Annotated in this window: 23 protein-coding genes; 9 read left to right on the forward strand and 14 right to left on the reverse strand. The window is 60.6% G+C overall.

Annotation, left to right across the window (positions count from 1 at the left end):
* Position 1: 1 nt before the first annotated feature.
* The 7 genes from AACY49_RS07740 to AACY49_RS07770 all read right to left on the reverse strand — a co-directional run bounded on the left by AACY49_RS07740 (position 2) and on the right by AACY49_RS07770 (position 8,743).
* Complete coding sequence (locus tag AACY49_RS07740) at positions 2–805, reverse strand: ABC transporter ATP-binding protein (protein WP_258698371.1); 804 nt, start codon at positions 803–805, stop codon at positions 2–4.
* A complete protein-coding gene (locus AACY49_RS07745; protein ID WP_258698370.1) occupies positions 802–1,950 on the reverse strand; it encodes an ABC transporter permease in 1,149 nt (382 codons plus the stop codon). Before AACY49_RS07745 ends, AACY49_RS07740 begins: the two co-directional genes overlap by 4 nt.
* 55 nt (positions 1,951–2,005) lie before the next feature.
* The gene (locus tag AACY49_RS07750; protein ID WP_339522792.1) at positions 2,006–3,034 is read right to left on the reverse strand and encodes a DUF5924 family protein; all 1,029 of its coding nucleotides are present in this window, start codon (positions 3,032–3,034) and stop codon (positions 2,006–2,008) included.
* Between the two features lie 239 nt (positions 3,035–3,273).
* A complete protein-coding gene (locus tag AACY49_RS07755) occupies positions 3,274–4,653 on the reverse strand; it encodes a M16 family metallopeptidase (protein ID WP_258698368.1) in 1,380 nt (459 codons plus the stop codon).
* A 56-nt stretch (positions 4,654–4,709) separates the two neighbouring features.
* Positions 4,710–6,368 (reverse strand): Na/Pi cotransporter family protein, encoded by a 1,659-nt coding sequence (locus AACY49_RS07760; protein ID WP_320392824.1) that lies wholly within the window; start codon positions 6,366–6,368, stop codon positions 4,710–4,712.
* 213 nt (positions 6,369–6,581) lie between these two features.
* Positions 6,582–7,349 carry a TerC family protein gene (locus AACY49_RS07765; protein ID WP_258698366.1) on the reverse strand — a complete coding sequence of 256 codons (768 nt, stop codon included), beginning with the start codon at positions 7,347–7,349 and terminating at the stop codon, positions 6,582–6,584.
* 86 nt (positions 7,350–7,435) lie between these two features.
* Complete coding sequence (locus AACY49_RS07770) at positions 7,436–8,743, reverse strand: CitMHS family transporter (RefSeq protein WP_018927294.1); 1,308 nt, start codon at positions 8,741–8,743, stop codon at positions 7,436–7,438.
* A gap of 318 nt (positions 8,744–9,061) precedes the next feature.
* Between AACY49_RS07770 and AACY49_RS07775 the strand changes: the two genes are divergently transcribed.
* Positions 9,062–9,463, forward strand: coding sequence for a GFA family protein (locus tag AACY49_RS07775; protein ID WP_320392822.1), 402 nt, complete (start codon positions 9,062–9,064; stop codon positions 9,461–9,463).
* Here AACY49_RS07775 and AACY49_RS07780 read toward each other — a convergent pair whose 3' ends face one another.
* On the reverse strand, positions 9,464–9,790 hold the full coding sequence (locus AACY49_RS07780) for a DOPA 4,5-dioxygenase family protein (protein ID WP_258698364.1): 327 nt from the start codon (positions 9,788–9,790) through the stop codon (positions 9,464–9,466).
* Positions 9,791–9,873: 83 nt separating this feature from the next.
* Between AACY49_RS07780 and AACY49_RS07785 the strand changes: the two genes are divergently transcribed.
* The gene (locus tag AACY49_RS07785) at positions 9,874–10,527 is read left to right on the forward strand and encodes an NAD(P)-dependent oxidoreductase (RefSeq protein ID WP_258698363.1); all 654 of its coding nucleotides are present in this window, start codon (positions 9,874–9,876) and stop codon (positions 10,525–10,527) included.
* Between the two features lie 69 nt (positions 10,528–10,596).
* Here AACY49_RS07785 and AACY49_RS07790 read toward each other — a convergent pair whose 3' ends face one another.
* Positions 10,597–11,547 (reverse strand): choline sulfate utilization transcriptional regulator, encoded by a 951-nt coding sequence (locus tag AACY49_RS07790; RefSeq protein WP_339522801.1) that lies wholly within the window; start codon positions 11,545–11,547, stop codon positions 10,597–10,599.
* Between the two features lie 114 nt (positions 11,548–11,661).
* Here AACY49_RS07790 and betC point away from each other — a divergent pair, with 114 nt between their 5' ends.
* The 3 genes from betC to AACY49_RS07805 all read left to right on the forward strand — a co-directional run bounded on the left by betC (position 11,662) and on the right by AACY49_RS07805 (position 15,895).
* Positions 11,662–13,176, forward strand: a complete 1,515-nt coding sequence (gene betC, locus AACY49_RS07795) for a choline-sulfatase (RefSeq protein WP_339522803.1) — start codon at positions 11,662–11,664, stop codon at positions 13,174–13,176.
* A gap of 16 nt (positions 13,177–13,192) precedes the next feature.
* Positions 13,193–14,125, forward strand: coding sequence for a choline ABC transporter substrate-binding protein (gene choX, locus AACY49_RS07800; protein ID WP_339522805.1), 933 nt, complete (start codon positions 13,193–13,195; stop codon positions 14,123–14,125).
* Positions 14,126–14,326: 201 nt separating this feature from the next.
* Positions 14,327–15,895 (forward strand): SulP family inorganic anion transporter, encoded by a 1,569-nt coding sequence (locus AACY49_RS07805; RefSeq protein WP_320392817.1) that lies wholly within the window; start codon positions 14,327–14,329, stop codon positions 15,893–15,895.
* A 126-nt stretch (positions 15,896–16,021) separates the two neighbouring features.
* Here AACY49_RS07805 and aroE read toward each other — a convergent pair whose 3' ends face one another.
* Both aroE and hemF read right to left on the reverse strand, forming a co-directional pair.
* A complete protein-coding gene (gene aroE / locus AACY49_RS07810; RefSeq protein WP_339522808.1) occupies positions 16,022–16,843 on the reverse strand; it encodes a shikimate dehydrogenase in 822 nt (273 codons plus the stop codon).
* Positions 16,844–16,856: 13 nt separating this feature from the next.
* Positions 16,857–17,771: an oxygen-dependent coproporphyrinogen oxidase gene (hemF, locus tag AACY49_RS07815; RefSeq protein WP_339522810.1), complete on the reverse strand. Its 915-nt coding sequence runs from the start codon at positions 17,769–17,771 to the stop codon at positions 16,857–16,859.
* 180 nt (positions 17,772–17,951) lie between these two features.
* On the opposite strand from hemF, the gene AACY49_RS07820 reads away from it, so the two are divergent.
* Positions 17,952–18,929 carry an NADPH:quinone reductase gene (locus AACY49_RS07820; protein WP_258698357.1) on the forward strand — a complete coding sequence of 326 codons (978 nt, stop codon included), beginning with the start codon at positions 17,952–17,954 and terminating at the stop codon, positions 18,927–18,929.
* Positions 18,930–19,040: 111 nt separating this feature from the next.
* On the opposite strand, the gene AACY49_RS07825 is transcribed toward AACY49_RS07820, so the two are convergent.
* From AACY49_RS07825 to AACY49_RS07835, 3 genes are all read right to left on the reverse strand, one after another.
* On the reverse strand, positions 19,041–19,598 hold the full coding sequence (locus tag AACY49_RS07825; protein WP_223489481.1) for an L-threonylcarbamoyladenylate synthase: 558 nt from the start codon (positions 19,596–19,598) through the stop codon (positions 19,041–19,043).
* Between the two features lie 54 nt (positions 19,599–19,652).
* The gene (gene dprA, locus AACY49_RS07830) at positions 19,653–20,753 is read right to left on the reverse strand and encodes a DNA-processing protein DprA (protein WP_258698356.1); all 1,101 of its coding nucleotides are present in this window, start codon (positions 20,751–20,753) and stop codon (positions 19,653–19,655) included.
* An 81-nt stretch (positions 20,754–20,834) separates the two neighbouring features.
* Positions 20,835–21,860, reverse strand: a complete 1,026-nt coding sequence (locus tag AACY49_RS07835) for a LysM peptidoglycan-binding domain-containing protein (RefSeq protein WP_258698355.1) — start codon at positions 21,858–21,860, stop codon at positions 20,835–20,837.
* A gap of 169 nt (positions 21,861–22,029) precedes the next feature.
* Here AACY49_RS07835 and def point away from each other — a divergent pair, with 169 nt between their 5' ends.
* From def to rsmB, 3 genes are all read left to right on the forward strand, one after another.
* On the forward strand, positions 22,030–22,536 hold the full coding sequence (gene def, locus AACY49_RS07840; protein ID WP_258698354.1) for a peptide deformylase: 507 nt from the start codon (positions 22,030–22,032) through the stop codon (positions 22,534–22,536).
* Between the two features lie 70 nt (positions 22,537–22,606).
* Positions 22,607–23,566: a methionyl-tRNA formyltransferase gene (gene fmt, locus AACY49_RS07845; RefSeq protein WP_339522814.1), complete on the forward strand. Its 960-nt coding sequence runs from the start codon at positions 22,607–22,609 to the stop codon at positions 23,564–23,566.
* Positions 23,563–24,873, forward strand: coding sequence for a 16S rRNA (cytosine(967)-C(5))-methyltransferase RsmB (rsmB, locus tag AACY49_RS07850; protein ID WP_339522816.1), 1,311 nt, complete (start codon positions 23,563–23,565; stop codon positions 24,871–24,873). The genes fmt and rsmB overlap by 4 nt, the downstream gene beginning before the upstream one ends.
* Positions 24,874–24,895: the final 22 nt, after the last annotated feature.

The following is a 24,895-nucleotide window of genomic DNA, read 5'->3' on the forward strand; positions in this document are numbered from 1 at the left end:
GTCAGACCTCGTTGAGCTGGTTAGCGGCCGTCAGCGCCGCGCGGCCGCGAGGGCCATGGAAGTATTCGTGAATCCACGCGTCGTCGGTTTGCGCAACCTTGTCGATGGCATCCGCCACCAGCACTTTCTTCTGCGCCAGCACCGCCACCCGATCGGTGATGGTGTAGAGCGTGTCGAGGTCGTGGGTCACCAGAAACACGCTCAAACCCAACGCATCGCGCAGGGTCAGAATTAACTGATCGAACGCCGCCGCGCCAATCGGATCGAGACCGGCGGTGGGCTCGTCGAGAAACAGGATGTCCGGGTCCAGCGCCAGCGCCCGAGCCAGGGCGGCGCGCTTGATCATGCCACCGGACAGCGACGCGGGGTACTTGTCAGCCGCCGACAACGGCAGCCCGGCCAACGCCATTTTCACTGCCGCCAGGTGCTCGGCGTCGGCACGGCTCAGGCCGGCGTGTTCGATCAGGGGCAGGGCGACGTTCTCGGTCACGGTGAGTGAAGAGAACAGGGCGCCTTTCTGGAACAGCACACCGAACCGCCGTTCGACCAGCGAGCGCTCGTGCTCCGACAGGCTCGGCAAGTTCTTGCCGAAGACCTTCACCAGCCCCTCGCTGGGTTGGCGCAAGCCGACGATGCTGCGCAACAGCACCGATTTGCCACTGCCGGAACCTCCGACCACCGCGAGGATTTCGCCTTTGTACAAATCCAGGTCGAGGTTCTCGTGCACGCTCTGGCGGCCGAAACGATTGCACAGCCCACGGACTTCGATCACCGCCTCGGAAGGCGCTCGGGGTAGACGACTCACCAGCCCATCTCCATGAAAAACAACGCAGCCACCGCGTCGAGCACGATCACCACGAAAATCGACTGCACCACACTGGACGTGGTGTGCGCGCCGACGGACTCGGCGCTGCCGCTGACCTTGAAGCCCTCGAGGCAGCCGATGGCGGCAATCAGGAACGCAAAAATCGGCGCTTTGACGATCCCCACCAGGAAGTGCTGCACGCCAATGTCCGATTGCAGCAGCGACAGGAACATAGCCGGCGAGATATCCAGCGACAGCGCACACACCACGCCACCGCCGACAATCCCCGACAACATCGCCAGAAAGGTCAGCATCGGCAGCGCCACCAGCAATGCCAATACCCGCGGCACCACCAGCAGCTCCATCGGATCGAGGCCGAGGGTGCGGATCGCGTCGATTTCTTCGTTGGCCTTCATCGAACCGATCTGCGCGGTGAACGCACTGGCGGTGCGGCCCGCCATCAGGATCGCCGTGAGCAACACGCCGAACTCCCGCAGAAAAGAGAACGCGACCAGGTCCACGGTGAAAATACTCGCGCCAAAACTCGCCAGCACCGTCGCCCCGAGAAACGCCACCACCGCCCCCACCAGAAAGGTCAGCAGGGCGACGATGGGCGCGGCGTCGAGACCGGTCTGTTCGATGTGGGCGACCATCGGCGTAAGGCGCCAGCGCTTGGGGCGAAACAGCTCGCGCGCGATGGTTTCCAGGATCAGGCCGACGAAACCCAGCAGCTGCAGGGTGTCCTGCCAGACCGCGTCGACCGCCCGGCCGATGCGGGTCAGCAGTTGAATGCCGACGCTGATTTCCGGCTCTTTGATCGGCACGCAAAAATCGGTCAGCGAGCAGTACACCGTCTGCAACAAGGCGCGATCAGCGGAGGAAAGGGTGCAATCGGGGTGTTCGGCAGATTTACCCAAGCGCTCAGAACCCAGCAGCTCCACCAGCAATGACGCACCCGCCGTATCAAGCGCGCCGAGACCATTGAGATCGACAGGGGTGCTGTCGTCGTATTGGCCGTGGAGCTTTTCGCTCAGGCGTTTGAGATCGGCGTAATGGGCAAGCGTCCAGTCACCCGTGACCCGCAACAGGGCAGGGCTGTGCGAGGTGTCCAGTCGGGCACTGCCGGGCATTGTGCTGCTAGTCATAAGCTCCCGTGCTTGTTCGGCTATTACGCAGACCTGACTAATAGCACGAACCGCGTTACTTTTCTTTGACGGGTGTGCTGTCCATGACCTTGAAGCGCAACACGCCGATCAACTGGCCGTCTTCGGTGAGCACCCGGACCTGCCATTTTCCTGCGGGGTTGCCGGGGAAGTTCTGCTTGTGGGTCCAGGCGCGGTAGCCTTCCTTGCGCCCCCCGTTGATGTCCAGCGGGATACGGTCGACTTCTTTACCGTTGAACATCCAGACGTGATAAATCCGCTCGGCCAGCCCCCGCGGAGCGTTGATCGCGGTGTACGCGTACAGCCCACCTCCGCGAATCTGCTCGGCGCTGACTTCTTCCAGACTCTTGCCGGGGGTGCGGTCCTGCATTTGGGTGCTGATCGCCACATCGGTCATCCACAGGGTCGCCGGTGGCACCCAGGAGCGCAGCACCCAACCGGCGGCGCCGATGCCGACGGTGATGCTGAGGATCGCCAACGCATTGCGCACGGTGCGAATCGGGAAGATCGAGGCCAGGCTTGGGAATGACAGCACCATGGCAATGCCCAGCGCCAGCTTGAAGCTCTGGGCGGTGGTCAGGTGCAGGATGACGGGCAGGGCGGTCAGCAGGGCCGCGAACAGGGTCAGGGTGTGCAGCGCCAAAAATGCCCAGCGGCGCGGTGCCAGCCATTTGTAGTAGAGCGGGTCGATGATCGAAATCAGCGCCGCCATGCTCAGTAGTCCAGTGAAGAATAACTGGCCGCTGTTCCAGGTGGTGGTGATTAAAAAGAACGGCAGGACGAAGAACAGGCTTTCCTGATGGATCATCTGCGTCGCGTAACGCAGCAGGGGCTGGGGTATTTCGCGCTTGAAGACCCTGGCGAACAGCTTGGTGAGGCTGTTTTCCAGCATCAGCCAGACCCAGCTGACCAGCATGATGGTGGTGATCCAGGACGCCAGACCTTGTTGGCGATCCACCAGCATGAAACTGCCGACCCCGGAAATGAAACCGCCAAGCGCGATGACCCCGGGGTAGCGCTTCATCAATTCCAGGATGCGCTGTATGTACAGGGTCAGAGTCGGCATTCGGCGGTTCACAATAGTCGTGGGGAAAAACCCCGACAGGGTACCGTCCGAGGGGCTGTGTGGCGAGGTGTTCCGGTCACGTTGACCGAACCGAAAACCCTGTGGCGAGGGAGCTTGCTCCCGCTCGGCTGCGCAGCAGTCGCAGTATCGGTTATATGCGGTGTGTCTGATAAACCGGGGTGCCGTTTTCAGGGCCGCTTCGCAGCCCAACGGGAGCAAGCTCCCTCGCCACAGGGAAATTATTGCTTTCTGCGGTGAACACGCCACCCCAATATTCCGAGCACCATCAACCCAAATCCCCCGACAATCGCCCACATCACCTGGTCATAACTCATCAGCGGCTTCTCGATCCGCAAAAACCCCGGCTGCAGCAGCAACTCACGCATCGCCTTGTTCGCCTCGGCCAGTGTCACGTCTTGCAGTGCCTTGGCCGGGTTGACGAAATGGCCGTCCTCGTAGTCGCCAAGGGCGCTCCAGTAATAGTCCGCCAGGGCGCTGTTGCCTTGCACAGCCCAGGCCTGGCGAGCGATGGCGGCTTGCTTGAGACGGGCGAAGGTGGCGGCGTCGAGGCCGTTCTTGAGCAGATCGGCTTTAAGCTCATCCAGCACCTGTTCCGCTGCCAGCACGTCGTCGCGATCAAGGTCGGCGTTCAGGCTCATGAAGCCCACCCCGCCAAATACCTCGCGCTCGGCCGAGGGCCCATAAGACAACCCATGGGCCAGGCGCAATTGGCGATAGAGCGCCCAATCCAGATAGTCCTTGAGCAGGTCGAAGGTTTCGTCATGCTGGTCTTCCAGCACCGGTTCCGGCACCAGCCAATGCAACTTGGCACCGCCGCCGACGAAACCGTTACTCAAATTGCGCTCGTGGGCCGCGCTGGCCTGAATGTCTGGCAGCGGCAGGTGAGCGCTAGGCTCAACCGCTTCGAGCGCACCATAGGCCCGTTCCAGATAGGCCGGCAGCAAGCGGTCGAGGTCGCCGACCACGATCAGGGTCATGTTGTTGGGCGCGTACCAGTCCTTGCGCACCTTCTCCAATTGCTCGCGGGTCAGGTGATCGACTTCGGCACGCTCGGGGCATTTGAGGCCCAGCTCCACCGCCAACTGATTGCTGGCGGTGTGGCCCAGGTCCTGGCGATCCAGCCAGCGTTGCAGGTGCGAATAATGGCCACCGTCTTCGCGCTCGACCACCTGCTTGGCGACGTTGATAGCGTTGTCGTCGATACGGGTCTGGGTCAGCAGCGCCAACAACAGATCGAGGGCCTGACGCTGGTTTTTCGCCGGTACTTCGATGACGAACGTGGTGTCGGCGTTGCTGGTGTAAGCGTTCCACTCACCACCCAGGGCCTGCATGCGCTCTTCCAGACCACCTTCGCCGGTGGCGTCGATGCCGCTGAACAGCAAGTGTTCGAGCAGGTGCGGCAGCTCCTTGTCGGCGCAGCTGAAATCATCCAGCCCGACACCGACCACCAGCCGAATCGCCACGTGCCCGCGCTCGGTGCCCGGTTTGAGGACCAATTGCAGGCCGTTGGGCAGCGTATAGCCCTCGACCTGAAAGCGATCCAGGGCAAATGAAGGCAGGGCGCCGAGCAACAGACAAGCGAACAGCAGACAACGCATAACGAGTTTCCGTACGACCAGCGTAAGTACAACAGACTTCAAGTAACTGTGGACGTTCAGGGTGAATGAGTGATGTCAGCCATATCGTCGACCGCCAGAGCGCCAGTATCCGAAGTGCCCAACACCACATAGGCACTGCTGCAAAACAGCGAATTCAAGCGTCTCATGTCGGCGATCAGCTCCAGGTGCAGCGAACTGGTCTCGATACTTTGCACGACCTTACGTTGCAAACGGCTGACGTGAGCATGGGCCAGGCGGCGTTCCTGTGCACGAAAGCGACGTTTCTCACGCAGCAACTGGCGGGCACTTTCCGGGTCGGCACTGAGGAACACCGACAACCCCAGACGCAGGTTGGCAATCAGCTGGCTGTGCAGCCCCGCCAACTCCTCCAGACCGACCTCGGAAAAAGACCGGCGTTGCGAGGTTTTCTGTTGCTGAACCTTGCGCAGCATGCGTTCGATCAGGTCGCTGGCAAGTTTCAGGTTGATCGCCAGCTCGATGATTTCCGCCCAGCGCCGGCTGTCCTGTTCGCTGAGGTCTTCCCGGGGCATTTGCGCCAGATAGAGTTTGATAGCACTGTAGAGCGCTTCGACATCATCGGTCAGGCGCCGTATTTCCTGGGTGACGGCAGTCTGTTTGCCGCGCAGCACGGCGAGCATCGCTTCGAGCATGTTGTCGATCAGATCGCCGATGCGCAGGGTTTCCCGGGCAGCATTGGCCAGCGCCAGGCTGGGGGTCACCAACGCCGTCGGGTCAAGATGCCGTGGTTTGGCCGTGCCGTTGACGTCCGGCCGCTCCGGCAGCAACCACGCACAAAGCCTGGCCATCAGCCCGACACTGGGCAACAGGATCAGGCAGCGCACGGTGTTGTAGAGCAGGTGGAAGCCGATGACCATTTCCTGAGCGCTGAAGTCGAAGCTGTCGATCCAGTGCACCAGCGGATCGAGCACTGGAATGATCAGCAACAGGCCGATCAGTTTGTACAACAGGCTGCCCAGCGCCACCTGACGGCCGGCCGCGTTCTGCATGCTGGTGCTGAGAAAAGCAAGAATGCCGCTGCCGATGTTGGCGCCGATCACCAGGCCAATGGCCACTGGCAAACTGATCACGCTGGCACCGGCGAGGGTCGCGGTCAGCAGGACGGCGGCCAGGCTGGAGTAGGAAATCATCGCGAACAGCGCGCCGACCAACGCATCGAGCAGGATGTCGCCGGTCAGTGAGGCAAAAATAACCTTCACGCCCTGAGCATGAGTGATCGGCGTGGCAGCCTCGACGATCAGTTGCAGCGCCAGAATGATCAGCCCCAGACCGATACTGACCCGGCCCATCTGCCCGACCCGGGTCTGCTTGCGCGACAGGAAGAAAATCACCCCGAGGAAGATCAGCAGCGGCGAGAGCCACGACAGATCGAGGGTCAATACCCGCGCCATCAGTGCGGTACCGACGTCGGCGCCGAGCATGGTCGCCAGGGCCGGGGTCAACGCCATCAGGCCCTGACCGACAAACGAGGTGACGAGCATGGCGGTGGCGTTGCTGCTCTGGACCATGGCGGTCACCATGATCCCGGCGATAAACGCCAGCCAGCGCCTGGACATGTTCTGGGCAATCACATGGCGCAGGTTGGAACCATAAACCCGCAGGATGCCGGTTCGGACGATGTGCGTGCCCCAGATCAACAGGGCCACGGCCGATAACAAATTGAGCAGGGTGAGCATAAGGGCCCCCTGTGGTGGTAGCGCCCCAGTGGGGCAAGTCGACGGTGCCGCGCGTTTTTCTACGTTCTGTACTTAAGCTGTAGTTGGCTAACGGTCTGGGCGCCAGCATCGCATAGCTAAAGAGGCGATTGAAACAAAACTGTCATGAAAACAGTTTGCTGCAGAGATGACAAAGGGGCCCGAAGGCCCCTTTGTCATCGCAGGGTGTTCGGGTTACTGACCCGGAACATCCTTGCGCAGTTTCACCGGATCCTGCTGTTTGCGCTTTCTCGCCATGGCGGTGCGCAACTTGATGTTGATCGCTTCCACCGCCAACGAGAACGCCATCGCGAAGTAGACGTAGCCTTTTGGCAAGTGCACGTCGAGCGATTCGGCAATCAGTACGGTACCCACCAGCAACAGGAACGACAGCGCCAGCATCTTCAGCGACGGGTGCTTGTCGATGAACTCGCTGATGGTGCCAGAAGCCCACATCATCACTAGCACTGCAACGACAATCGCCGCGACCATGACCGGTACGTGGGACACCATGCCAACGGCGGTGATGACCGAGTCCAGCGAGAACACAATGTCGATGATCGCGATCTGAATAATGGTGTAGAGGAAGTTGCCGCCCTTGCCGCTCGGCTCGTCGCTGGTTTCGTCTTCACCTTCCAGCGCGTGGTACATCTCTTGCGAGCTTTTCCACAGCAGGAACAGGCCACCGAAGAACAGGATCAGGTCACGCCCGGAAATACCCTGGCCGAACACTTCGAACAGGTCTGCGGTGAGGCGCATGACCCAGGTGATCGACAGCAGCAACAGGATCCGCGTGATCATGGCCAGCGCCAGGCCGAAGATCCGGGTGCGCGCCTGCATGTGCTTGGGCATGCGGCTGACCAGGATCGAGATCATGATGATGTTGTCGATGCCCAGAACGATCTCCAGGGCAGTCAGGGTGAAGAAGGCAACCCAGATTTCAGGGTTGGTCAGCCATTCCATGTGTATTCCTTTGAGCGAGTGTTTAAACCACGAAGGGTCCAGGCTTCAAACAACAAAGCCTGGACCCTTCATGGTGAGTCTTGGGCTTATAGAGTGCTGAACAGCGGGAAAATCCCCATCAGCAAAGCAGCGACCAGTATGCACAGGCAAACCAGCACTGCCCACTTCAAGGTGAACCGCTGATGGTCACCGAATTCGATACCGGCCAGGGCCACCAACAGGTAGGTCGATGGTACCAGCGGGCTCAGCAAGTGGACGGGCTGACCGACGATCGAGGCACGTGCCATTTCCACCGCGGTTATACCGTAATGACTGGCAGCTTCGGCAAGTACCGGTAACACGCCGTAATAAAATGCATCGTTCGACATGAAGAACGTGAACGGCATGCTCACCAGCGCGGTGATCACGGCCAGGTATGGGCCGAGGAAATCCGGGATGACCGCCAGCAAGCTTTTCGACATGGCGTCGACCATGCCAGTGCCCGTCAGGATACCGGTGAAGATGCCTGCGGCAAAGATCAAACCGACCACCGCCAGCACGCTACCGGCGTGGGCCGCAACGCGATCTTTCTGCTGTTGCAGGCATGGGTAGTTGACGATCATCGCGATACTGAACGCCACCATGAACAGTACCGGCAGCGGCAACAGGCCGGCGATCAAGGTGCCCATCAACGCCAGGGTCAGCGCGCCGTTGAACCAGATCAGCTTTGGACGACGGGCGTCCGGGAACTGCGAAACGCTGATTTCGCTGTGGTCGATTTCATCACCGACCAGATGCAGTTCACCCAGACGCGCACGCTCGCGTTTACCGTAGACGTAGGCAATCGCCAGAATCGCCACCACGCCAGCCAGCATCGCCGGAATCATCGGCACGAAGATCGCGGACGGGTCCACATGCAGCGCACTGGCCGCACGAGCGGTCGGACCACCCCATGGCGTCATGTTCATCACACCACCGGCGAGGATGATCAGGCCGGCCATGATCCGCGGGCTCATGCCGATACGGCTGTAGAGCGGCAGCATGGCGGCCACGCAGATCATGTAAGTGGTGGCACCATCACCGTCCATGGACACGATCAGCGCCAGTACGGCGGTACCGACCGAAACCTTCAGCGGGTCGCCCTTGACCAGTTTGAGGATCTTGCGCACGGCCGGGTCGAACAGGCCGGAGTCGATCATCAGGGCGAAGTAGAGAATGGCGAACATCAGCATCACACCGGTCGGCGCGAGCTTGGTGATGCCTTCGAGCATCATCGGGCCGATCTTCGGCGAGAAACCGCCGAACAGGGCGAAGATGATCGGAATGATGATCAGAGCGATCAGCGCGGACAGGCGCTTGGTCATGATCAGGAACATGAACGTGATGACCATGGCAAAGCCAAGGAAAGTCAGCATAGGAATACTCCAGGCGTAGCGCGGCTAGTAAATGGGCGAACCGGATGGTCAGCGCAGAACGGGAAGCACGAGACGTACGGGCGGAGTTGCAGCGAAAAGGCGGATAGGAGTGGACATCAGAATCACCATTGTTGTTGTTAAATGGGCCAGGCGGGCGATAAAACACTCGCATTGGCCAACCGGTCTGTTGCCGGCAGTGGGGCGATCCTAATAGGGGAAGCTTTCAGCCAGCTTTCGCGGATGAAAGCATTGACCGAATGTGCAACCGCTCGTCGGCCGAGTTTAGAGCCCGTAAACACGGGGTCAGGAGGAAAAAACATGGGCGAACTTCACACCGGCGGTTGCCACTGCGGACAAATTAGCTATCAATTCAGCGGACCGTTGCAGGATATCGCTCACTGCCATTGCTCGATTTGCCGGCGGGTCAGCGGCGGGATCGTGACCACCTGGATCACCGTCCCCGCCTCAGTATTTGCCTGGGTGGCAGGTACGCCATCCCGATATGACTCATCATCCACTTGCACGCGGTATTTCTGCCCCAACTGCGGGGCGCAACTGGCGCTGACGACAAAGCTCAGTCCCGAGAGCATCGACGTGACCATCGCCACCCTCGACCATCCCGAGCAGGCGCCGGCCGAGCGGCATATCTGGACCGACAGTCGTTTGCCCTGGCTGCATCTGGACGAACATTTGCCCGGCGAGGCCGAGGAACAACTCTGATCAGAACACAGACAGATTCAGCGGCCGGATCGCGCCCATCCAGATCGCATGCTCGGTGTGGTCGAGCAGATCGTCGCCTGTGTTCGGATGCAGGAATACCACCAACCCCTTGCGGTTAAGCGCCAGCCACGGCAACACCGCACCAATGTATTGCGGTTCAAAAGACAATTGGCAACTCCAGTCCGGATGGGGACCGACCGGGCGCTCGTGCACGCGACCCATCTTCAGTGGAAACAATTGCGCTGCCTGCTCACACAAGGCCCGTGCCTGCGGGAGGGTGCTGGCGTCGAAATAGACGTGGGCGTGGTAGCCCTTGATCTGTTGCATCTGAAACCCCTTTTAACCTGGTCGAACCCACACCGCTCTCCGCAGGTCACACGTTATATAGGCAGGAAGTTCGGAGCACAGCCATGAAAAATGCCGAAACCCCGGTAGTGAAGGTAGTGCTTTATGGTGCCATGAGTAGCCTGGGCAGTGCGCTGATGGCTGAGATGCTGCGGCGCCAGCATGAAGTGATCGCGATTCTCGATGACCTGACGGCACTCGCGCCACGCCCGGGATTGCGCACCAAGTCCGGCGACCTGTTCGATGCCAAGCGGGTCAAGCAGAGCGTGGCCGGCTGTTCGGCGGTGATCTGCCTGCTCGATGCGCCAGGGTTGCCGATGAACAGTGAACATATCGAAAAAACCATTGTGCCCGGCCCGGTCGAGCAGGTGCTGGCGGTGGATGCACTGATCGACGGCATGCAGGCCGCGGGCATTACCCGGCTGTTTCTGGTGGGTGATTTCCAGGTGCTGGACGATCCGGAGATAGAAGACCCATTGCAACGCCACGCCGCCGAAGAAATCCGTGAGGCCCTGCAAAGCAGCCCATTGCACTGGACCCTGGTGAACGCACCACGCGGTGCACCCGGGCTGACCCTTGAGCATTTCAGTCACGTCAGCACCGGCCTGGCCGAACCGCTGGAACAATTGAACCGCGTTGCCGTGGGGATTGCCGATGAGTTATGGCTTAACCTGCATGTTGGTCAGCATGTGAGTTTTGTTGCGACTTCGCAATCGTAAAAAGATCGCAGCCTGCGGCAGCTCCTACGCGCCTGTGGGCGCTGCCGAAGGCTGCGATCTTTTATGCGTTCACACCGCAATCGAAGGCAAAGGAAGGCCATTGAGCGATTGCGCGCTGCTGGCCTGTTCCGCCATCAACCAATCCACAAACAGCTGAATCAACGCCCCACGCCGTTTGCGCTGGGGCAGAACCACGTAATAGCCCAGCCGGGAAATCACCGTGTCGGCAATCGGGCGGCACAACAGACCTTGCGCCAACAAGTTATCCACAAGGTGCCGCCATCCGATCGCAACGCCTTGGCCGCCAATCGCCGCCTGAATCAGCAGGGTGTAGTTGTCAAAGCGCAGTTGCCCCGGCGCTGGGGCCGAGGTGATTCCCAACTCGCGAAACACGCCGCTCCAGTCAAACCAGTTGCTGCTGTGTTCGCCTCGCAGGTGCAGCAGCGGAAACTCCAGCAATGCCCGAGCCGGCAAGGGCAGGGGACGGTCTTTCAATAGCAGCGGGCTGCATACCGGAAACACCTCTTCGCTGAACAGCCAGTGGCTCTCGCCCTGCTTGAACCGGCCATCGCCGAACAGCACCGCCACATCGATATCGGTGCGCAACATGTTGTGGCTGCGTTCGCTGGTGACCAGGCTGACGTCCACTTGAGGGTTGCCGGTATGGAAGCGGTGCAGACGCGGCATCAGCCAGTACGCAGCGAAGGCGAAGTCGGTGGCCACCTGCAACACTTCGTGCTGTTGTTGTGCGCTGATTGCATTCAATCCTGCGTCGATATTCTGTAAACCGAGCTGAACTTGCTCGAACAGAATGGTCCCGGCCTCGGTCAGTTCGATACCGCGATAGATGCGATCGAACAACCGTGTAGCGAGCTGTTCTTCCAATCGTTTGATCTGCTGACTGACGGCCGGTTGCGTGGTGCCAAGCTCCACCGCGGCGGCGGTGAAGCTGCGTTGCCGGGCCGCGGCTTCGAAGGCGCGAAGCAGGTCCAGGGACAAATCACCGAGGGCGTCATACATAAGCTGTGCTTATCCTAGTCATTGCCTGGCATGGGCTTTACCACAAGGTTTATGGACTCCATGCTCGATCACAGCACTTTCGCATAAATATCCACTATGGAATGCCGCGATCACATGAAGCGCAAAAATATTCTTTTCATCATGGCCGATCAAATGGCCGCGCCAATGTTGCCGTTCTACGGCCCTTCGCCCATCAAACTGCCGAATCTCAGCCGCCTCGCCGCCGAAGGCGTGGTGTTCGACGCCGCTTATTGCAATAGCCCGCTTTGCGCGCCGTCGCGTTTTACTCTGGTCAGTGGTCAGTTGCCGAGCAAGATCGGCGCCTACGACAACGCGGCCGATTTCCCCGCAGATGTTCCGACCTATGCCCATTACCTGCGGCGCCTCGGTTATCGCACCGCGCTGTCAGGCAAGATGCATTTCTGCGGCCCGGACCAGTTGCACGGCTATGAAGAACGCCTGACCAGCGACATCTACCCGGCCGACTACGGTTGGGCCGTGAACTGGGACGAGCCGGACGTGCGGCCGACCTGGTACCACAACATGTCGTCGGTCCTGCAAGCCGGGCCCTGCGTGCGCACCAATCAACTGGATTTCGACGAAGAGGTGGTGTTCAAGGCCCAGCAGTACCTGTTCGATCACATCCGCGAGGATGGCGATCAGCCGTTCTGCCTGACCGTGTCGATGACTCACCCACACGATCCGTACACGATTCCCAAAACATTCTGGGAGATGTACGACGACGCCGACATCCCTCTACCCGAAACACCCGCACAGGATGAACTCGACCCTCACTCCCAGCGCTTGCTCAAAGTCTATGACCTGTGGGACAAGCCGCTGCCTGTGGATAAGATTCGCGATGCGCGCCGGGCCTATTTCGGTGCGTGCAGCTATATCGACAGCAACGTCGGCAAACTTCTGCAAACACTCGAGGAAACCGGGCTGATCGGCGACACCATCATCGTATTCTCCGGTGACCACGGCGACATGCTCGGCGAGCGCGGCCTCTGGTACAAAATGCACTGGTACGAAATGGCTGCCCGGGTGCCGCTGCTGATCAGTGCACCGGGGCAATTCAGGGCCGGGCGGGTCAGCGCGGCGGTGTCCACCGCGGACCTGCTGCCGACCTTTGTGGAATTGGCCGGCGGCTCATTGGAGCCGGGTCTGCCGCTGGACGGCCGTTCGCTGGTTTCGCATCTGCAAGGGCAGGGCGGTCACGACGAGGTGTTCGGCGAATACATGGCCGAAGGCACCATCAGCCCACTGATGATGATTCGCCGCGGGGCCTACAAATTCATCTACAGCGAAGACGACCCTTGCCTGCTCTTCGATGTACACAACGACCCGGTGGAACAGGAAGAACTCAGCCAATCGCCGCAACATCATCAGCTTTTCGATGATTTTCTCGCCGAAGCACGGGCCAAATGGAATATCCCGGCGATTCACCAACAGGTGCTCGCCAGTCAGCGGCGCCGGCGTTTCGTCGCCGATGCCCTGACCATCGGCAAGCGGAAGAGCTGGGATCACCAGCCGCTGGTGGACGCCAGTCAGCAGTACATGCGCAACCACATCGACCTCGACGATCTGGAGCGTAAAGCCCGTTATCCACAACCCTGCCAAAACCAATAATGTTAAGGGGACGTCCATGCAAAAGTTATCCACAGTACTGACAGTCGGGCTTCTGGCTCTGGGCAGCGCCTCGTCCTATGCCGAGCAAAGCTGCGAAACGGTGAAGATGGCCGACCCTGGCTGGAGCGACATCGCCGCCACCAACGCCATCACCGGGTTTCTGCTGGACGGCATGGGCTACAAGGCCAAGGTCGACACGCTGGCGGTGCCAATCACCTTTGGCGGTCTGAAGGATGGCCAGGTGGACGTGTTCCTGGGTAACTGGATGCCGGCGCAACAAGGCTTCTACGACAAGTTCGTGGCCAACGGCGACGTGACTCAACTGGCGAAAAACCTCGACGGCACCGAGTTCACGCTGGCGGTCCCGGATTACGTTTGGGACGCGGGTGTGCATAACTTTAACGACTTGAACAAGTACGCCGAGCTACACCCAAAAGAAGTCGACAAGAAGATCTATGGCATCGGCTCCGGCGCCCCGGCGAACATTTCGCTGCAAGAGATCATCAAGAAGAACGACTTCGATATGGGTCAGTGGAAGCTGGTCGAATCCAGCGAACAGGCGATGCTGGCCGAAGTGTCTCGCGCGGTGAAGAAACAGAAGTTCGTGACCTTCCTCGGCTGGACGCCGCATCCGATGAACGTGCAGCTGAAAATGCATTATCTGAAGGGCGGCGAGAAATACTTTGGTGACACCGGCAGCGTTTATACACTGACCCGCAAAGGTTATGCACAGGCCTGCCCGAACGTCGGCAAGTTGCTCACCAACCTGAGTTTTACCCAGGAAATGGAGAACAGCATCATGGCCGAGGTGGTGAACAAGAAGGTCAGCAATGCCGAGGCGGCCAAGGCATGGATCAAGGCCAATCCGGTGGTGCTGGCTAAGTGGCTGGACGGGGTGAAGACGGTGGACGGGAAGGATGCGTTGCCGGCCGTGAAAGCCAAGTTGTAAGGTTCTCTGTGGCGAGGGAGCTTGCTCCCGCTGGAGTGCGTAGCGCTCCCATTTCGGCAAACACGGTTTATCTGTTTCACCGAGTTGTCTGGATTTGCGGCTGCTGCGCAACCGAGCGGGAGCAAGCTCCCTCGCCACAATGATCTGCCCGCTGTAGGTCAATGCTTTACCCTGACGATTTACCCCTTGCCGAGAGGACCCATGGCCTTCCCCAGCCGCCATTCACTCTTTCCCTTCCTGACCTGGTTGCCCCGGCAAACCCGCGCCAGCGTCGGACGTGACCTGATCGTGGGCCTGAGCGGCGCGATTCTCGCGCTGCCACAATCGATTGCCTACGCCCTGATCGCCGGCCTCCCACCGGAATACGGTTTGTACGCCGCCATCATCCCGGTGCTGATCGCCTGCCTCTGGGGTTCGTCGTGGCATTTGATCTGCGGCCCTACGGCGGCCATTTCCATCGTCCTGTACGCCAGCGTCAGTCCTCTGGCCGTTCCCGCGTCGCAGGACTATGTCACGCTGATCCTGCTTCTGACCCTCCTTGCGGGCATTTTCCAGTGGTTGCTGGGTTTGCTGCGTTTCGGCGCCTTGGTGAATTTCGTCTCTCACTCGGTGGTGCTGGGCTTCACCCTCGGCGCGGCGGTGGTGATTGCCATTGGGCAACTGCCAAACCTGCTGGGGCTGGATGTGCCCAACCAGGCTACGGCGCTGAACAGTTTGATGATGTTGTTCAATCATCTCAGCGAGGTGGATAAGCCCTCGCTACTGCTGGGCCTGGCAACCGTAGTGATAGGCGTCGCGCTGAAACTGCTATTGCCACGCTGGCCGACGCTGTTGATCGCTCTGGCCCTGAGCGGATTGCTGGTATGGCTGTGGCCAGCGATGTTCGGTCATGTGAAGTTGGTCAGCGCATTTGTCGGGCGGCTACCGCCCTTCAGCCCGCTGCCGCTGGATCTGGACCTGGTGTTGCGCCTGCTGCCCAGCGCGGTGGCGGTCGGCATGCTCGGGCTGGTGACGAGCCTGTCGATTGCCCGCTCCTTGTCGGCGCGTTCTCAGCAGCTGCTCGACGCCAATCAGGAAGTCCGGGCCCAGGGTTTCTCGAACATGGTCGGGGCGTTTTTTTCCGGCTCGCTGTCAGCCGGTTCCTTCACCCGCTCGGGCCTGAGCTACGACGCCGGTGCCTGTTCACCGCTGGCGGGCGTTTTTTCGGCGTTGTGGGTGGCACTGTTCGCTATCTTCGGTGCAGTGTTGATCGCCCACATTCCGATCCCGGCCATGGCCGGCAGTATTTTGTTGATCGCCTGGGGACTGGTGGACCATCGCGGCATTCGCGCCTTGTTGCGGGTCAGCCGTGCCGAGTTTTTGGTCATGGCCCTGACCTGTGTCGCCACGCTGTTGCTGGAGTTGCAAACGGCGATCTACGCCGGGGTGCTCGCCTCGCTGTTCTTCTACCTCAAACGCACCTCGCAGCCACGGGTACAACACTGGCGTGAGGGCGACGAAGACATTCTGAGAGTCGGCGGTTCGATCTTTTTCGGCGCCAGCCATTACCTGCAAGTGCGTTTGCAACGGATGCACGGCGCGCGGGTAGTGATCGAGGCGCAGCAGATCAACTTCATCGATTATTCAGGGGTGGAAATGCTGCATCAAGAGGCGCGACGGCTGCTGCGCCAGAATCGCAGCCTGACCCTGCGACGGGCACGACCGCAGGTGGTGGAGGAATTGAGGAAGCTCGAAGGCGCGGAGAAATGCCCGATTCGGTTCGAAGATTGAAACACCGGCGTTGAGGCAACGGCATAACCTGTGGCGAGGGAGCTTGCTCCCGCTGGGTTGCGGAGCAGCCCTAAAATCTGCGGGCGCTTCGCACCCGAGCGGGAGCAAGCTCCCTCGCCACAAAAGCTAGAACGCGAGCTGGCGGCGGAGTTCGGCCAGCACCGGCGCCGTATCCGGGCGTACACCTCGCCAAAGATAGAAAGCTTCTGCCGCCTGCTCGGCCAACATGCCCAAGCCATCCATCGCCACCGCCGCGCCGTGCTCACTGGCCCAGCGGCAGAACGAGGTCGATTCCTTGCCGTACATCATGTCGTAGCACACCGTCTTGCCTGGCTCGATCAAGCTGCCGGCAATCGGCGGTACATCGCCTGACAAACTGGCGGACGTAGCGTTGATGATCAGGTCCACCGGTTCGCGCAACCAATCGAAACCACTGGCCGACACCGGCCCCAGGTCGGCGAACAACTCCGCCAGCAATTCGGCTTTTTCCACCGTGCGGTTGGCGATGATCACCGACGCCGGTTGCTCCGCCAGCAGCGGCTCCAGCGCACCGCGCACCGCACCGCCGGCCCCGAGCAGCAGGATGCGTTTTCCCGCAAGGCTGAATCCGGCGTTGACCGTCAGGTCCCGCACCAGACCGGCGCCATCGGTGTTGTCACCCAGCAAACTGCCATCGGCCAGTTTGCTCAGGGTATTCACCGCGCCGGCTCGCTGCGCCCGCTTGGTCAAACTGTTCGCCAAACGATAGGCGTCTTCCTTGAACGGCACCGTCACATTCGCCCCACGCCCTTCGCGGAAAAATGCCTGGGCACAGCCGGAAAAATCATCCAGGGGCGCCAGCAAAGTGCTGTAGTCCAGTTTTTGCCCCGTCTGCTCGGCGAACAAACGGTGGATCAGTGGCGACTTGCTGTGGCCAATCGGGTTACCGAATACGACGTAACGGTCCATCAGAATTCCTCGTTCAGGCCTTGGCCAACCAATCACGGTCTTGCAGGAAGTAATCGGTCAGGCGCGCTTCTTCACTGCCCGGCTCGGCCTTCCAGTCGTAGGCCCAGCGCACCTGCGGTGGCAGCGACATCAGGATCGATTCTGTACGCCCGCCCGATTGCAGGCCGAACAGCGTGCCACGGTCGTAGACCAGGTTGAATTCAACGTAACGGCCACGGCGAAATTCCTGGAATTCACGCTGTTTGGCGGTGAACGCATCGTTTTTGCGACGTTGCACGATCGGCAGGTATGCGTCGATGAACGCGTCACCGATGGCACGCATGAAGGCGAAGCTGGTGTCGAAATCCCACTCGTTCAAGTCATCGAAAAACAGGCCACCGATGCCCCGTGGCTCGTGGCGATGCTTGATGTGGAAATAGCTGTCGCACCAGGCCTTGTAGCGTGGGTAGACGTCCGGGCCGAACGGCGCGCAGGCCTGTTCGGCGACGCGGTGCCAGTGCACGCAGTCTTCTTCATTGCCGTAATAAGGGGTCAGGTCAAAGCCGCCACCGAACCACCAGACCGGCTCTTCACCTTCTTTTTCGGCGATGAAAAAACGCACATTGGCGTGGGACGTCGGTACATGCGGGTTGTGCGGGTGAATCACCAAAGACACGCCCAAGGCTTCGAAGCCTCGGCCGGCCAGTTCTGGCCGATGAGCACTGGCGGAGGGTGGGAGACCGCTACCAAAGACGTGGGAAAAGTTGACGCCGCCCTTTTCGATGACCGCGCCGTTTTCGATCACCCGGGTGCGACCGCCACCACCGGCAGGGCGGGTCCAGGCGTCTTCGACGAAGTCCGCGCCGCCGTCTTCAGCTTCCAGGGCAGCGCAAATGCGGTCTTGCAGGTCGAGCAGGTAGGCTTTTACGGCCTCGGTGCGGGTCGTCATGTCATCACCTTGAATCGGGCAAAGCTACGCGGCGCTCCATCGGAGCGGGGGGCCGGCGCAAATGGGCCCGTAGCATAACATCGCAGGCGAGCGTGCCGCAGTTGACGAAGGTCAAGCTTGGGAGTTCGATAGGGCGCTTGACGCTACAACTCTAGAAGCCAAGACCTAAGGAGAGTGCAAATGGCAAAGCGTATCCAGTTCCGCGCCCATGGCGGCCCCGAAGTGCTCGAATACGTGGACTACCAACCCGCCGAGCCCGGCCCGCAACAGGTACGCGTGACCAACAAGGCCATCGGCTTGAACTTCATCGACACCTATTACCGCAGTGGCCTGTATGCGCCGCCAGCCCTGCCATCGGGCCTGGGCGCAGAGGGTGCGGGCGTAGTCGAAGCGGTCGGTAGCGAAGTCACCCGCTTCAAGGTTGGTGATCGCGTGGCCTACGGCAGCGGCCCGTTGGGCGCCTACAGCGATGTTCATGTATTGCCGCAAGACAACCTGGTGCACTTGCCGGACGCCATCAGCTTCGAACAGGCCGCCGGCGTGATGCTCAAGGGCCTGACCGTGCAGTATCTGCTGCGTCAGACGTATGAACTCAAGGGTGGCGAAACCATCCTGTTCCACGCCGCGGCTGGCGGCGTCGGTTCCCTGGCCTGCCAATGGGCCAAGGCCTTGGGTGTGAAGGTGATCGGCACGGTCAGCTCAGCGGAGAAAGCCGCCCTGGCGAAAGCCAATGGTGCCTGGGCGACCATCGATTACAGCCATGAAAACGTCGCACAACGGGTGCTGGAATTGACTGACGGTAAAAAAGTCCCGGTGGTGTACGACGGTGTAGGCAAAGATACCTGGCTGACGTCGCTCGACAGCGTCGCGCCTCGGGGGCTGGTGGTGAGTTTTGGCAATGCTTCAGGCGCAGTCGATGGCGTGAATCTGGGGATTCTCGCGGCGAAGGGCTCGCTGTACGTGACCCGGCCGACCCTGGCGACCTACGCCAACAACGCGCAAAACCTGCAACGCATGGCCGATGAGCTGTTCGAGATGATCATCAGCGGCAAGCTGAAGGTGGACATCAGTCAGCGCTATCCATTGGCTGAAGCGGCGAAAGCGCAGACCGAATTGTCAGCGCGGCGCACCACGGGCTCGACCGTTTTGTTGCCTTGAGGACGCCATCGCGGGCAAGCCCGCTCCCACAGGATTTCGGTCGTTCACATTATTCGTATACGACTCGGATCTGTGGGAGCGAGGCTTGCCCGCGATGAACGATGACGCGGTCTAATCCGGGCGCACCACGTGGCCGGTCGCCAGATCGCGAATCACGCTCGGATTCTTGCGCCCACCCAGATTGCCACCCAACACCCAATCAACCTGCCCACGGAAATACTGCTCCACGCGTATCCGCGTCCGCGCCGCCGGCCGCCCCTGAGGGTTAGCCGAGGTCGACACCAGCGGCCCGACCAGCGCACACAAATCCCGCACCAATGGGTGATCGCTAACCCGCAACGCTACCGTTTCATGCACACCGGTAATCCACTGGGGCAACAGATTCTGATGGGGCACCAGCCAGGTGTTGGGACCCGGCCAGGTGCTGGCCATGCGGTCCATCCACAATTCCGGGAAGTCTTCGAAGAGAAAATCGAACTGACGAATGTTGTCGGCCACCAGAATCAGGCCTTTATCCACAGACCGTCCCTTGATCAGCAGCAAACGATCCACCGCCTCTTCATCCCACGGGTCGCAACCCAAGCCCCAGACAGCTTCGGTTGGGTAGGCAATGACCGCCCCGGCGCGAATTTCTCGTGCGGCTTGTTGCACACGCCAACTGTTAACCATGAAAGACTCTCCGGAATAAGGCTCTGCGCAGTTTACCGATCTTCCATGTAAAACCTAGTTTACCCGCGCAAACCATCGACCGCTTTCGCAGACCGCACGGCCATCCATTTCCAGTTCAGTCAGCGCGGCCAGCACTTTCGACAACGCCCAGCCACTGGTGATCGCCAAGGCTTCGCTGGTATGGGGCGCCGCGTGGAGCAACAGGAGCAGCGGATGGGTCACCGTCGGCGCTTCTGTGGATAACGGCAGCCGTTGCCAGCCGCGCAAGGCTTCGAGGATATGCTCGATGGTCTCCACCAGCACCGCACCATCGCGGATCAACTGATGACAACCCTTTGCGCCGGGATGGTGGATCGACCCAGGAATCGCATACACCTCACGCCCCTGTTCCGCCGCCAGCCTCGCCGTGATCAACGAACCGCTGGCAACGCTCGCCTCGACCACCAGTACCCCAAGGGACAAACCACTGATGATTCGATTGCGCCGGGGAAAATTGCTGGGGGAAGGGCCAGCGTCCAGCGGGAACTCTGAAAGTACCGCGCTTCCGGAAGCGATCATGGCGTCCGCCAGTCGACGATTGCGCTGTGGATAAAAATTTTCAAGCCCCGTGCCAAGCACACCGACCGTTTGTCCGCCAACGTCCAGAGCCGCCTGATGCGCGGCGGCATCGATGCCCAAGGCCAGACCGCTGTTAATGACAAAACCGGCACCGGCCAGACTGCGGGAAAACGCGGCAGCAGTGTCCATGCCCGGTCGCGAAGCGCGACGACTGCCAACCATCGCCAATTGCGGTTTTTCCAGAATGCCAGGATCGCCTGCAACGAATATCAGCGGCGGCGCATCACTGATTTGCGCCAGCAGCGCGGGGTAGTCTGGTTGGTCCCACATCAGTAAATGCTGGCCCGGACGCGCTAACCAGGCCAATGCGTGACTGGCGCCATCACGGATTTCACTGGAGCGCCGAGCTTCTGCGCAGGCGAGGGGCAGGCCCAGTGCACGCCACGCGCTGGCCGGTGCGCTGATGGCTTTGGAGGCAGAACCAAAGGCCTCAAGCAACTTCTTGAAACGTGCCGGACCCAGTTCCGGCAAACGGTGCAGGCGTAAACGGGCTTCCAGTTCCGCAGGGGAAACCGGCATACAGGCAGACAGCGACATGGATCATCCTTGATCGTTATAAAGTCCCATCGAATCGGGAATAAGCTGTGGATAACTCTGTTGGTAACTTGTGGAGCAGGCTTAAGGATTTCGCACCTTGTCCATCACCGCCAAAGAACGCGATGCGTTAAGGACCAGTCCGTAGCTGAGCTTGTCGTAGGTGCGGAAAACCATCAGCAGACCCGCCCGTTCATCGGGGATTTTCAATGGTTGTCCGGTAATCCGGTCACGCACGGTTTCACCGGTTTTCATTACCGCCAGCACATTGCCTTCGGCTAGGCCGTCGCGTTGTCCTTTGTTCAGCGTGACGACGTCCAACGCACCAATCTGGGTAACCCCGCGTGGCACATCGATGATCAAGCCGTCGATTTCGGTTGTTGGCGCACTGGGCATGAAGGTCGAATTGATCGAGCGTTCTTCGCCGCTGAACAGCCGGTCGCCAAGTCGCACTTCCTGAGTGGTACGTTGCAAGGCCAGGGTAGCGACATCGCCTTCAGTGGCAATGATCTCGCCACCGCCGATATCGTCGGCGTTGATCCCCAGAAACTCCTTGCTCTGCGGGTCGGTGTAGACCTTGCCCTGGCGGAAGATGCCGTACACCGGTTGTGCCGGGTCGAAATGGCCGCGCGCGAATATTCGATCACCGGTGCCGCTGAGCACCCGTTCGGCATCGCCGGCAACGATGTACGGCGCCTTGTCGAAATCCTCGGCCTTGTCGACGATGCGATTGCTCAGCAGAAAGCTGTTGATCGATTTCAGCGGAATACTCGGGATGGCGTCGGCCATCGGCGAACTGCGAATGCGTGGCGAAAGCTTGATGGTGCCCCGGGAAGCGCCGCGATTGAGGGTCAGGCGTGGCTGACCGTTGACGTAGACCAGCGACAGCGTATCGCCGGGGTAGATGAGATTGGGGTTTTCGATCTGTGGATTGGCCTGCCAAAGCTGCGGCCACTGCCACGGCTCACGCAGGTATTTGCCGGAAATGTCCCAGAGTGTGTCCCCTGCCACCACGGTGTATTGCTGTGGGAAACCTTCCCTGAGTTGCACTTGCCCATGCGCAAAACCGGCCGAGGCCAGAAGGAGCAAGGCGAGTAGTGATTTCCTCATGCGGTGAATCCCTTTATTATGTACGTTCGCGTGAAACGTCAGAGCCCTCGTGGCTCGCTTCCAGCTCATTATTGAAAAGCCGGAAGCTACGTTCACAACGGTAGCCTGCATCCTCGGACTCGCCAGGCCATCGACCCGACTTTACCTCACACGTGCAGCAATTGAGCTTATGGCCATTTTAGACATCCTCGAATTCCCCGATTCGCGCCTGCGCACTATCGCCAAACCAGTGGCCGTAGTGGACGACGAAGTGCGTCAGTTGGTCGATGACATGTTTGAAACAATGTATGAAGCGCCAGGCATCGGCCTCGCCGCGACCCAGGTCAACGTGCACAAACGTATCGTCGTGATGGACCTCTCCGAAGACCGCAGCGAACCACGGGTGTTCATCAACCCCGAGTTCGAAACCCTGACCGACGAGATGGGCCAGTACCAGGAAGGCTGCCTTTCGGTGCCGGGCTTCTACGAAAACGTCGATCGCCCGCAAAAGGTCAAGATCAAGGCCCTGGACCGCGACGGTCAACCGTATGAATTGATCGCCGAAGACCTGCTCGCCGTGTGCATCCAGCATGAATGCGACCACCTCAACGGCAAATTGTTCGTCGATTACCTGTCCACGCTCAAACGCGACCGGATCAAGAAGAAACTGGAAAAGCTCCATCGCCAGAACGCTTGATGCCCTTCTTTCAAAGGCTTGCCGCGGCAAGCCTTTTTCTTTTCAAGATGCTTTGCAATTGAGAGCTTCCATGACTGAGCCACTGCGCATTGTCTTTGCCGGCACCCCTGAATTCGCCGCCGAACACCTCAAGGCCCTGCTCGACAGCCCTTATGAGATCGTTGCGGTCTACACCCAACCGGACCGTCCGGCAGGCCGTGGGCAGAAGCTGATGCCGAGCCCGGTCAAGCAGTTGGCGTTGGAAAACAACATCCCGGTGTTGCAGCCGCCAACTCTGCGCAACGAAGACGCTCAAGCGGAGCTGGCCGCGCTGAAGCCAGATTTGATGGTGGTGGTCGCCTACGGCCTGATCCTGCCGCAAGTGGTGCTGGATATTCCGCGCCTGGGTTGCATCAACAGCCACGCCTCCTTGCTGCCACGCTGGCGCGGTGCGGCGCCGATCCAGCGCGCCGTTGAAGCGGGCGACAACGAAAGCGGCGTGACCGTGATGCGCATGGAAGCCGGCCTGGATACCGGGCCGATGCTGCTCAAGGTGACCACGCCGATCAGCGCCGAAGACACCGGCGGCAGCCTCCATGATCGCCTCGCAGAAATGGGCCCGCCGGCCGTGATTCAGGCGATTGCCGGCCTGGCTGCGGGCACTCTGGAAGGCGAAGTGCAGGACGACAGCCTCGCCACTTATGCTCACAAATTGAACAAGGACGAAGCGCGCATCGACTGGAACCGTCCGGCGGTTGAGCTGGAGCGTCTGGTTCGCGCCTTCAATCCATGGCCGATCTGCCACAGCACGCTGAACGGCGAAGCGCTGAAAGTGCTGGCCGCAAGCCAGGCTGAAGGGAAGGGCGCCCCGGGTGAAATCCTCGGCGCCAGCAAGGACGGCTTGATCGTCGCCTGCAGTGAACAGGCGCTGTGCCTGACCCGTCTGCAATTGCCTGGCGGCAAGGCGCTGAACTTCAGCGACCTGTTCAACAGCCGTCGTGAGAAATTCGCCCTCGGCACCGTCCTTGGTCAGACGGCGGACGCTCAATGAATCCACGTCTGGCCGCCGCCAAGGCACTTGCTGCAGTTCTTAACGGAAAAGCCTCACTCAACAGTTCTCTGCCGACACAAATGGACAAGGTTGAAGACCGCGATCGCGGTTTCACCCAGGACCTGGCGTTCGGCACGGCTCGCTGGCAGCCGCGCTTGTCGGCGCTGGCGGCCAAATTGCTGCAAAAGCCATTCAAGGCAGCGGATGCCGATGTCGAGGCGCTGTTGCTGGTGGGGCTTTACCAACTGCTCTATACCCGCGTCCCGGCTCACGCCGCCATCGGCGAAACCGTCGGTTGCGCCGACAAACTGAAAAAACCGTGGGCCAAAGCCTTGCTCAACGCCGTGCTGCGCCGCGCCCAACGGGAAAGCGAGGCGCTGCTGGCGGAGCTGGAACACGACCCGGTGGTGCGCACCGCCCACCCACGCTGGCTGCAAAAATCCCTGAAGGCTTTCTGGCCGCAGCAGTGGGAAGCCATTTGTGCGGCGAACAACGCGCACCCGCCGATGATTCTGCGGGTCAACCGTCGCCATCACACTCGCGATGCTTACCTCGGCTTGTTGACTGAAGCGGGTATCGCTGCCGCGCCGTGCGTTTACAGTCGCGACGGCATCATCCTCGACACCGCCGCCGACGTGCGCAGCTTGCCGGGGTTCGCTGAAGGCTGGATCAGCGTGCAGGACGAAGCCGCGCAACTGGCCGCCGATCTGCTGGACCTGGCGCCGGGCCAACGGGTGCTGGACGCCTGCTGCGCACCGGGCGGCAAAACCTGCCACATCCTTGAGGCCGAGCCCAAACTGGCCGGCGTGGTGGCCGTGGATCTGGAAGCCAAGCGTCTGGTGCGGGTGCGGGAAAACCTCGCGCGCCTGGGCCTGAGCGCCGAACTGATCGCCGCCGACGGTCGCGACACCGCGACGTGGTGGGATGGCAAACCATTCCAGCGCATTCTGCTGGACGCGCCATGCTCGGCCACCGGGGTGATCCGCCGTCACCCGGACATCAAACTGACCCGCCAACCCGACGACATTGCCGCACTGGCGGTGCTTCAGAGTGAGCTGCTCGACGCCATGTGGATAACTCTGGAAGTGGGCGGCATTCTGCTTTACGCCACCTGCTCCACGCTGCCGACCGAAAACACCGAAGTCATCGAAGCGTTCCTCGCCCGCACGCCGGGCGCCCGTGAACTGGACCTCGCCACAGCGGCAGGCATCAAACAGCCCCATGGCCGCCAATTGCTGGCCCAGGAAGGCGGCCACGACGGGTTCTACTACGCCAAGTTGATCAAGATTGCCGCCGCGCGCGGTTAACCGGATTTAAGGGAGTGACCGG

Origin of the sequence: Pseudomonas sp. EL_65y_Pfl2_R96, from assembly GCF_963970905.1 — a bacterium.
Classification (GTDB): Bacteria; Pseudomonadota; Gammaproteobacteria; order Pseudomonadales; family Pseudomonadaceae; genus Aquipseudomonas.

Bases quoted from the DNA above. Each gene is read 5' to 3' on its own strand.
- AACY49_RS07775 (WP_320392822.1), top strand. From the start codon at position 9,062: ATGGGCGAACTTCACACCGGCGGTTGCCACTGCGGACAAATTAGCTAT.
- fmt (WP_339522814.1), top strand. From the start codon at position 22,607: ATGACTGAGCCACTGCGCATTGTCTTTGCCGGCACCCCTGAATTCGCC.
- choX (WP_339522805.1), top strand. From the start codon at position 13,193: ATGCAAAAGTTATCCACAGTACTGACAGTCGGGCTTCTGGCTCTGGGC.
- AACY49_RS07755 (WP_258698368.1), bottom strand. From the start codon at position 4,653: ATGCGTTGTCTGCTGTTCGCTTGTCTGTTGCTCGGCGCCCTGCCTTCA.
- AACY49_RS07805 (WP_320392817.1), top strand. From the start codon at position 14,327: ATGGCCTTCCCCAGCCGCCATTCACTCTTTCCCTTCCTGACCTGGTTG.
- def (WP_258698354.1), top strand. From the start codon at position 22,030: ATGGCCATTTTAGACATCCTCGAATTCCCCGATTCGCGCCTGCGCACT.
- AACY49_RS07765 (WP_258698366.1), bottom strand. From the start codon at position 7,349: ATGGAATGGCTGACCAACCCTGAAATCTGGGTTGCCTTCTTCACCCTG.
- AACY49_RS07835 (WP_258698355.1), bottom strand. From the start codon at position 21,860: ATGAGGAAATCACTACTCGCCTTGCTCCTTCTGGCCTCGGCCGGTTTT.
- hemF (WP_339522810.1), bottom strand. From the start codon at position 17,771: ATGACGACCCGCACCGAGGCCGTAAAAGCCTACCTGCTCGACCTGCAA.
- AACY49_RS07780 (WP_258698364.1), bottom strand. From the start codon at position 9,790: ATGCAACAGATCAAGGGCTACCACGCCCACGTCTATTTCGACGCCAGC.
- AACY49_RS07790 (WP_339522801.1), bottom strand. From the start codon at position 11,547: ATGTATGACGCCCTCGGTGATTTGTCCCTGGACCTGCTTCGCGCCTTC.
- dprA (WP_258698356.1), bottom strand. From the start codon at position 20,753: ATGTCGCTGTCTGCCTGTATGCCGGTTTCCCCTGCGGAACTGGAAGCC.
- AACY49_RS07760 (WP_320392824.1), bottom strand. From the start codon at position 6,368: ATGCTCACCCTGCTCAATTTGTTATCGGCCGTGGCCCTGTTGATCTGG.
- AACY49_RS07785 (WP_258698363.1), top strand. From the start codon at position 9,874: ATGAAAAATGCCGAAACCCCGGTAGTGAAGGTAGTGCTTTATGGTGCC.
- rsmB (WP_339522816.1), top strand. From the start codon at position 23,563: ATGAATCCACGTCTGGCCGCCGCCAAGGCACTTGCTGCAGTTCTTAAC.
- aroE (WP_339522808.1), bottom strand. From the start codon at position 16,843: ATGGACCGTTACGTCGTATTCGGTAACCCGATTGGCCACAGCAAGTCG.
- AACY49_RS07820 (WP_258698357.1), top strand. From the start codon at position 17,952: ATGGCAAAGCGTATCCAGTTCCGCGCCCATGGCGGCCCCGAAGTGCTC.
- AACY49_RS07825 (WP_223489481.1), bottom strand. From the start codon at position 19,598: ATGGTTAACAGTTGGCGTGTGCAACAAGCCGCACGAGAAATTCGCGCC.
- AACY49_RS07745 (WP_258698370.1), bottom strand. From the start codon at position 1,950: ATGACTAGCAGCACAATGCCCGGCAGTGCCCGACTGGACACCTCGCAC.
- AACY49_RS07750 (WP_339522792.1), bottom strand. From the start codon at position 3,034: ATGCCGACTCTGACCCTGTACATACAGCGCATCCTGGAATTGATGAAG.
- AACY49_RS07770 (WP_018927294.1), bottom strand. From the start codon at position 8,743: ATGCTGACTTTCCTTGGCTTTGCCATGGTCATCACGTTCATGTTCCTG.
- betC (WP_339522803.1), top strand. From the start codon at position 11,662: ATGAAGCGCAAAAATATTCTTTTCATCATGGCCGATCAAATGGCCGCG.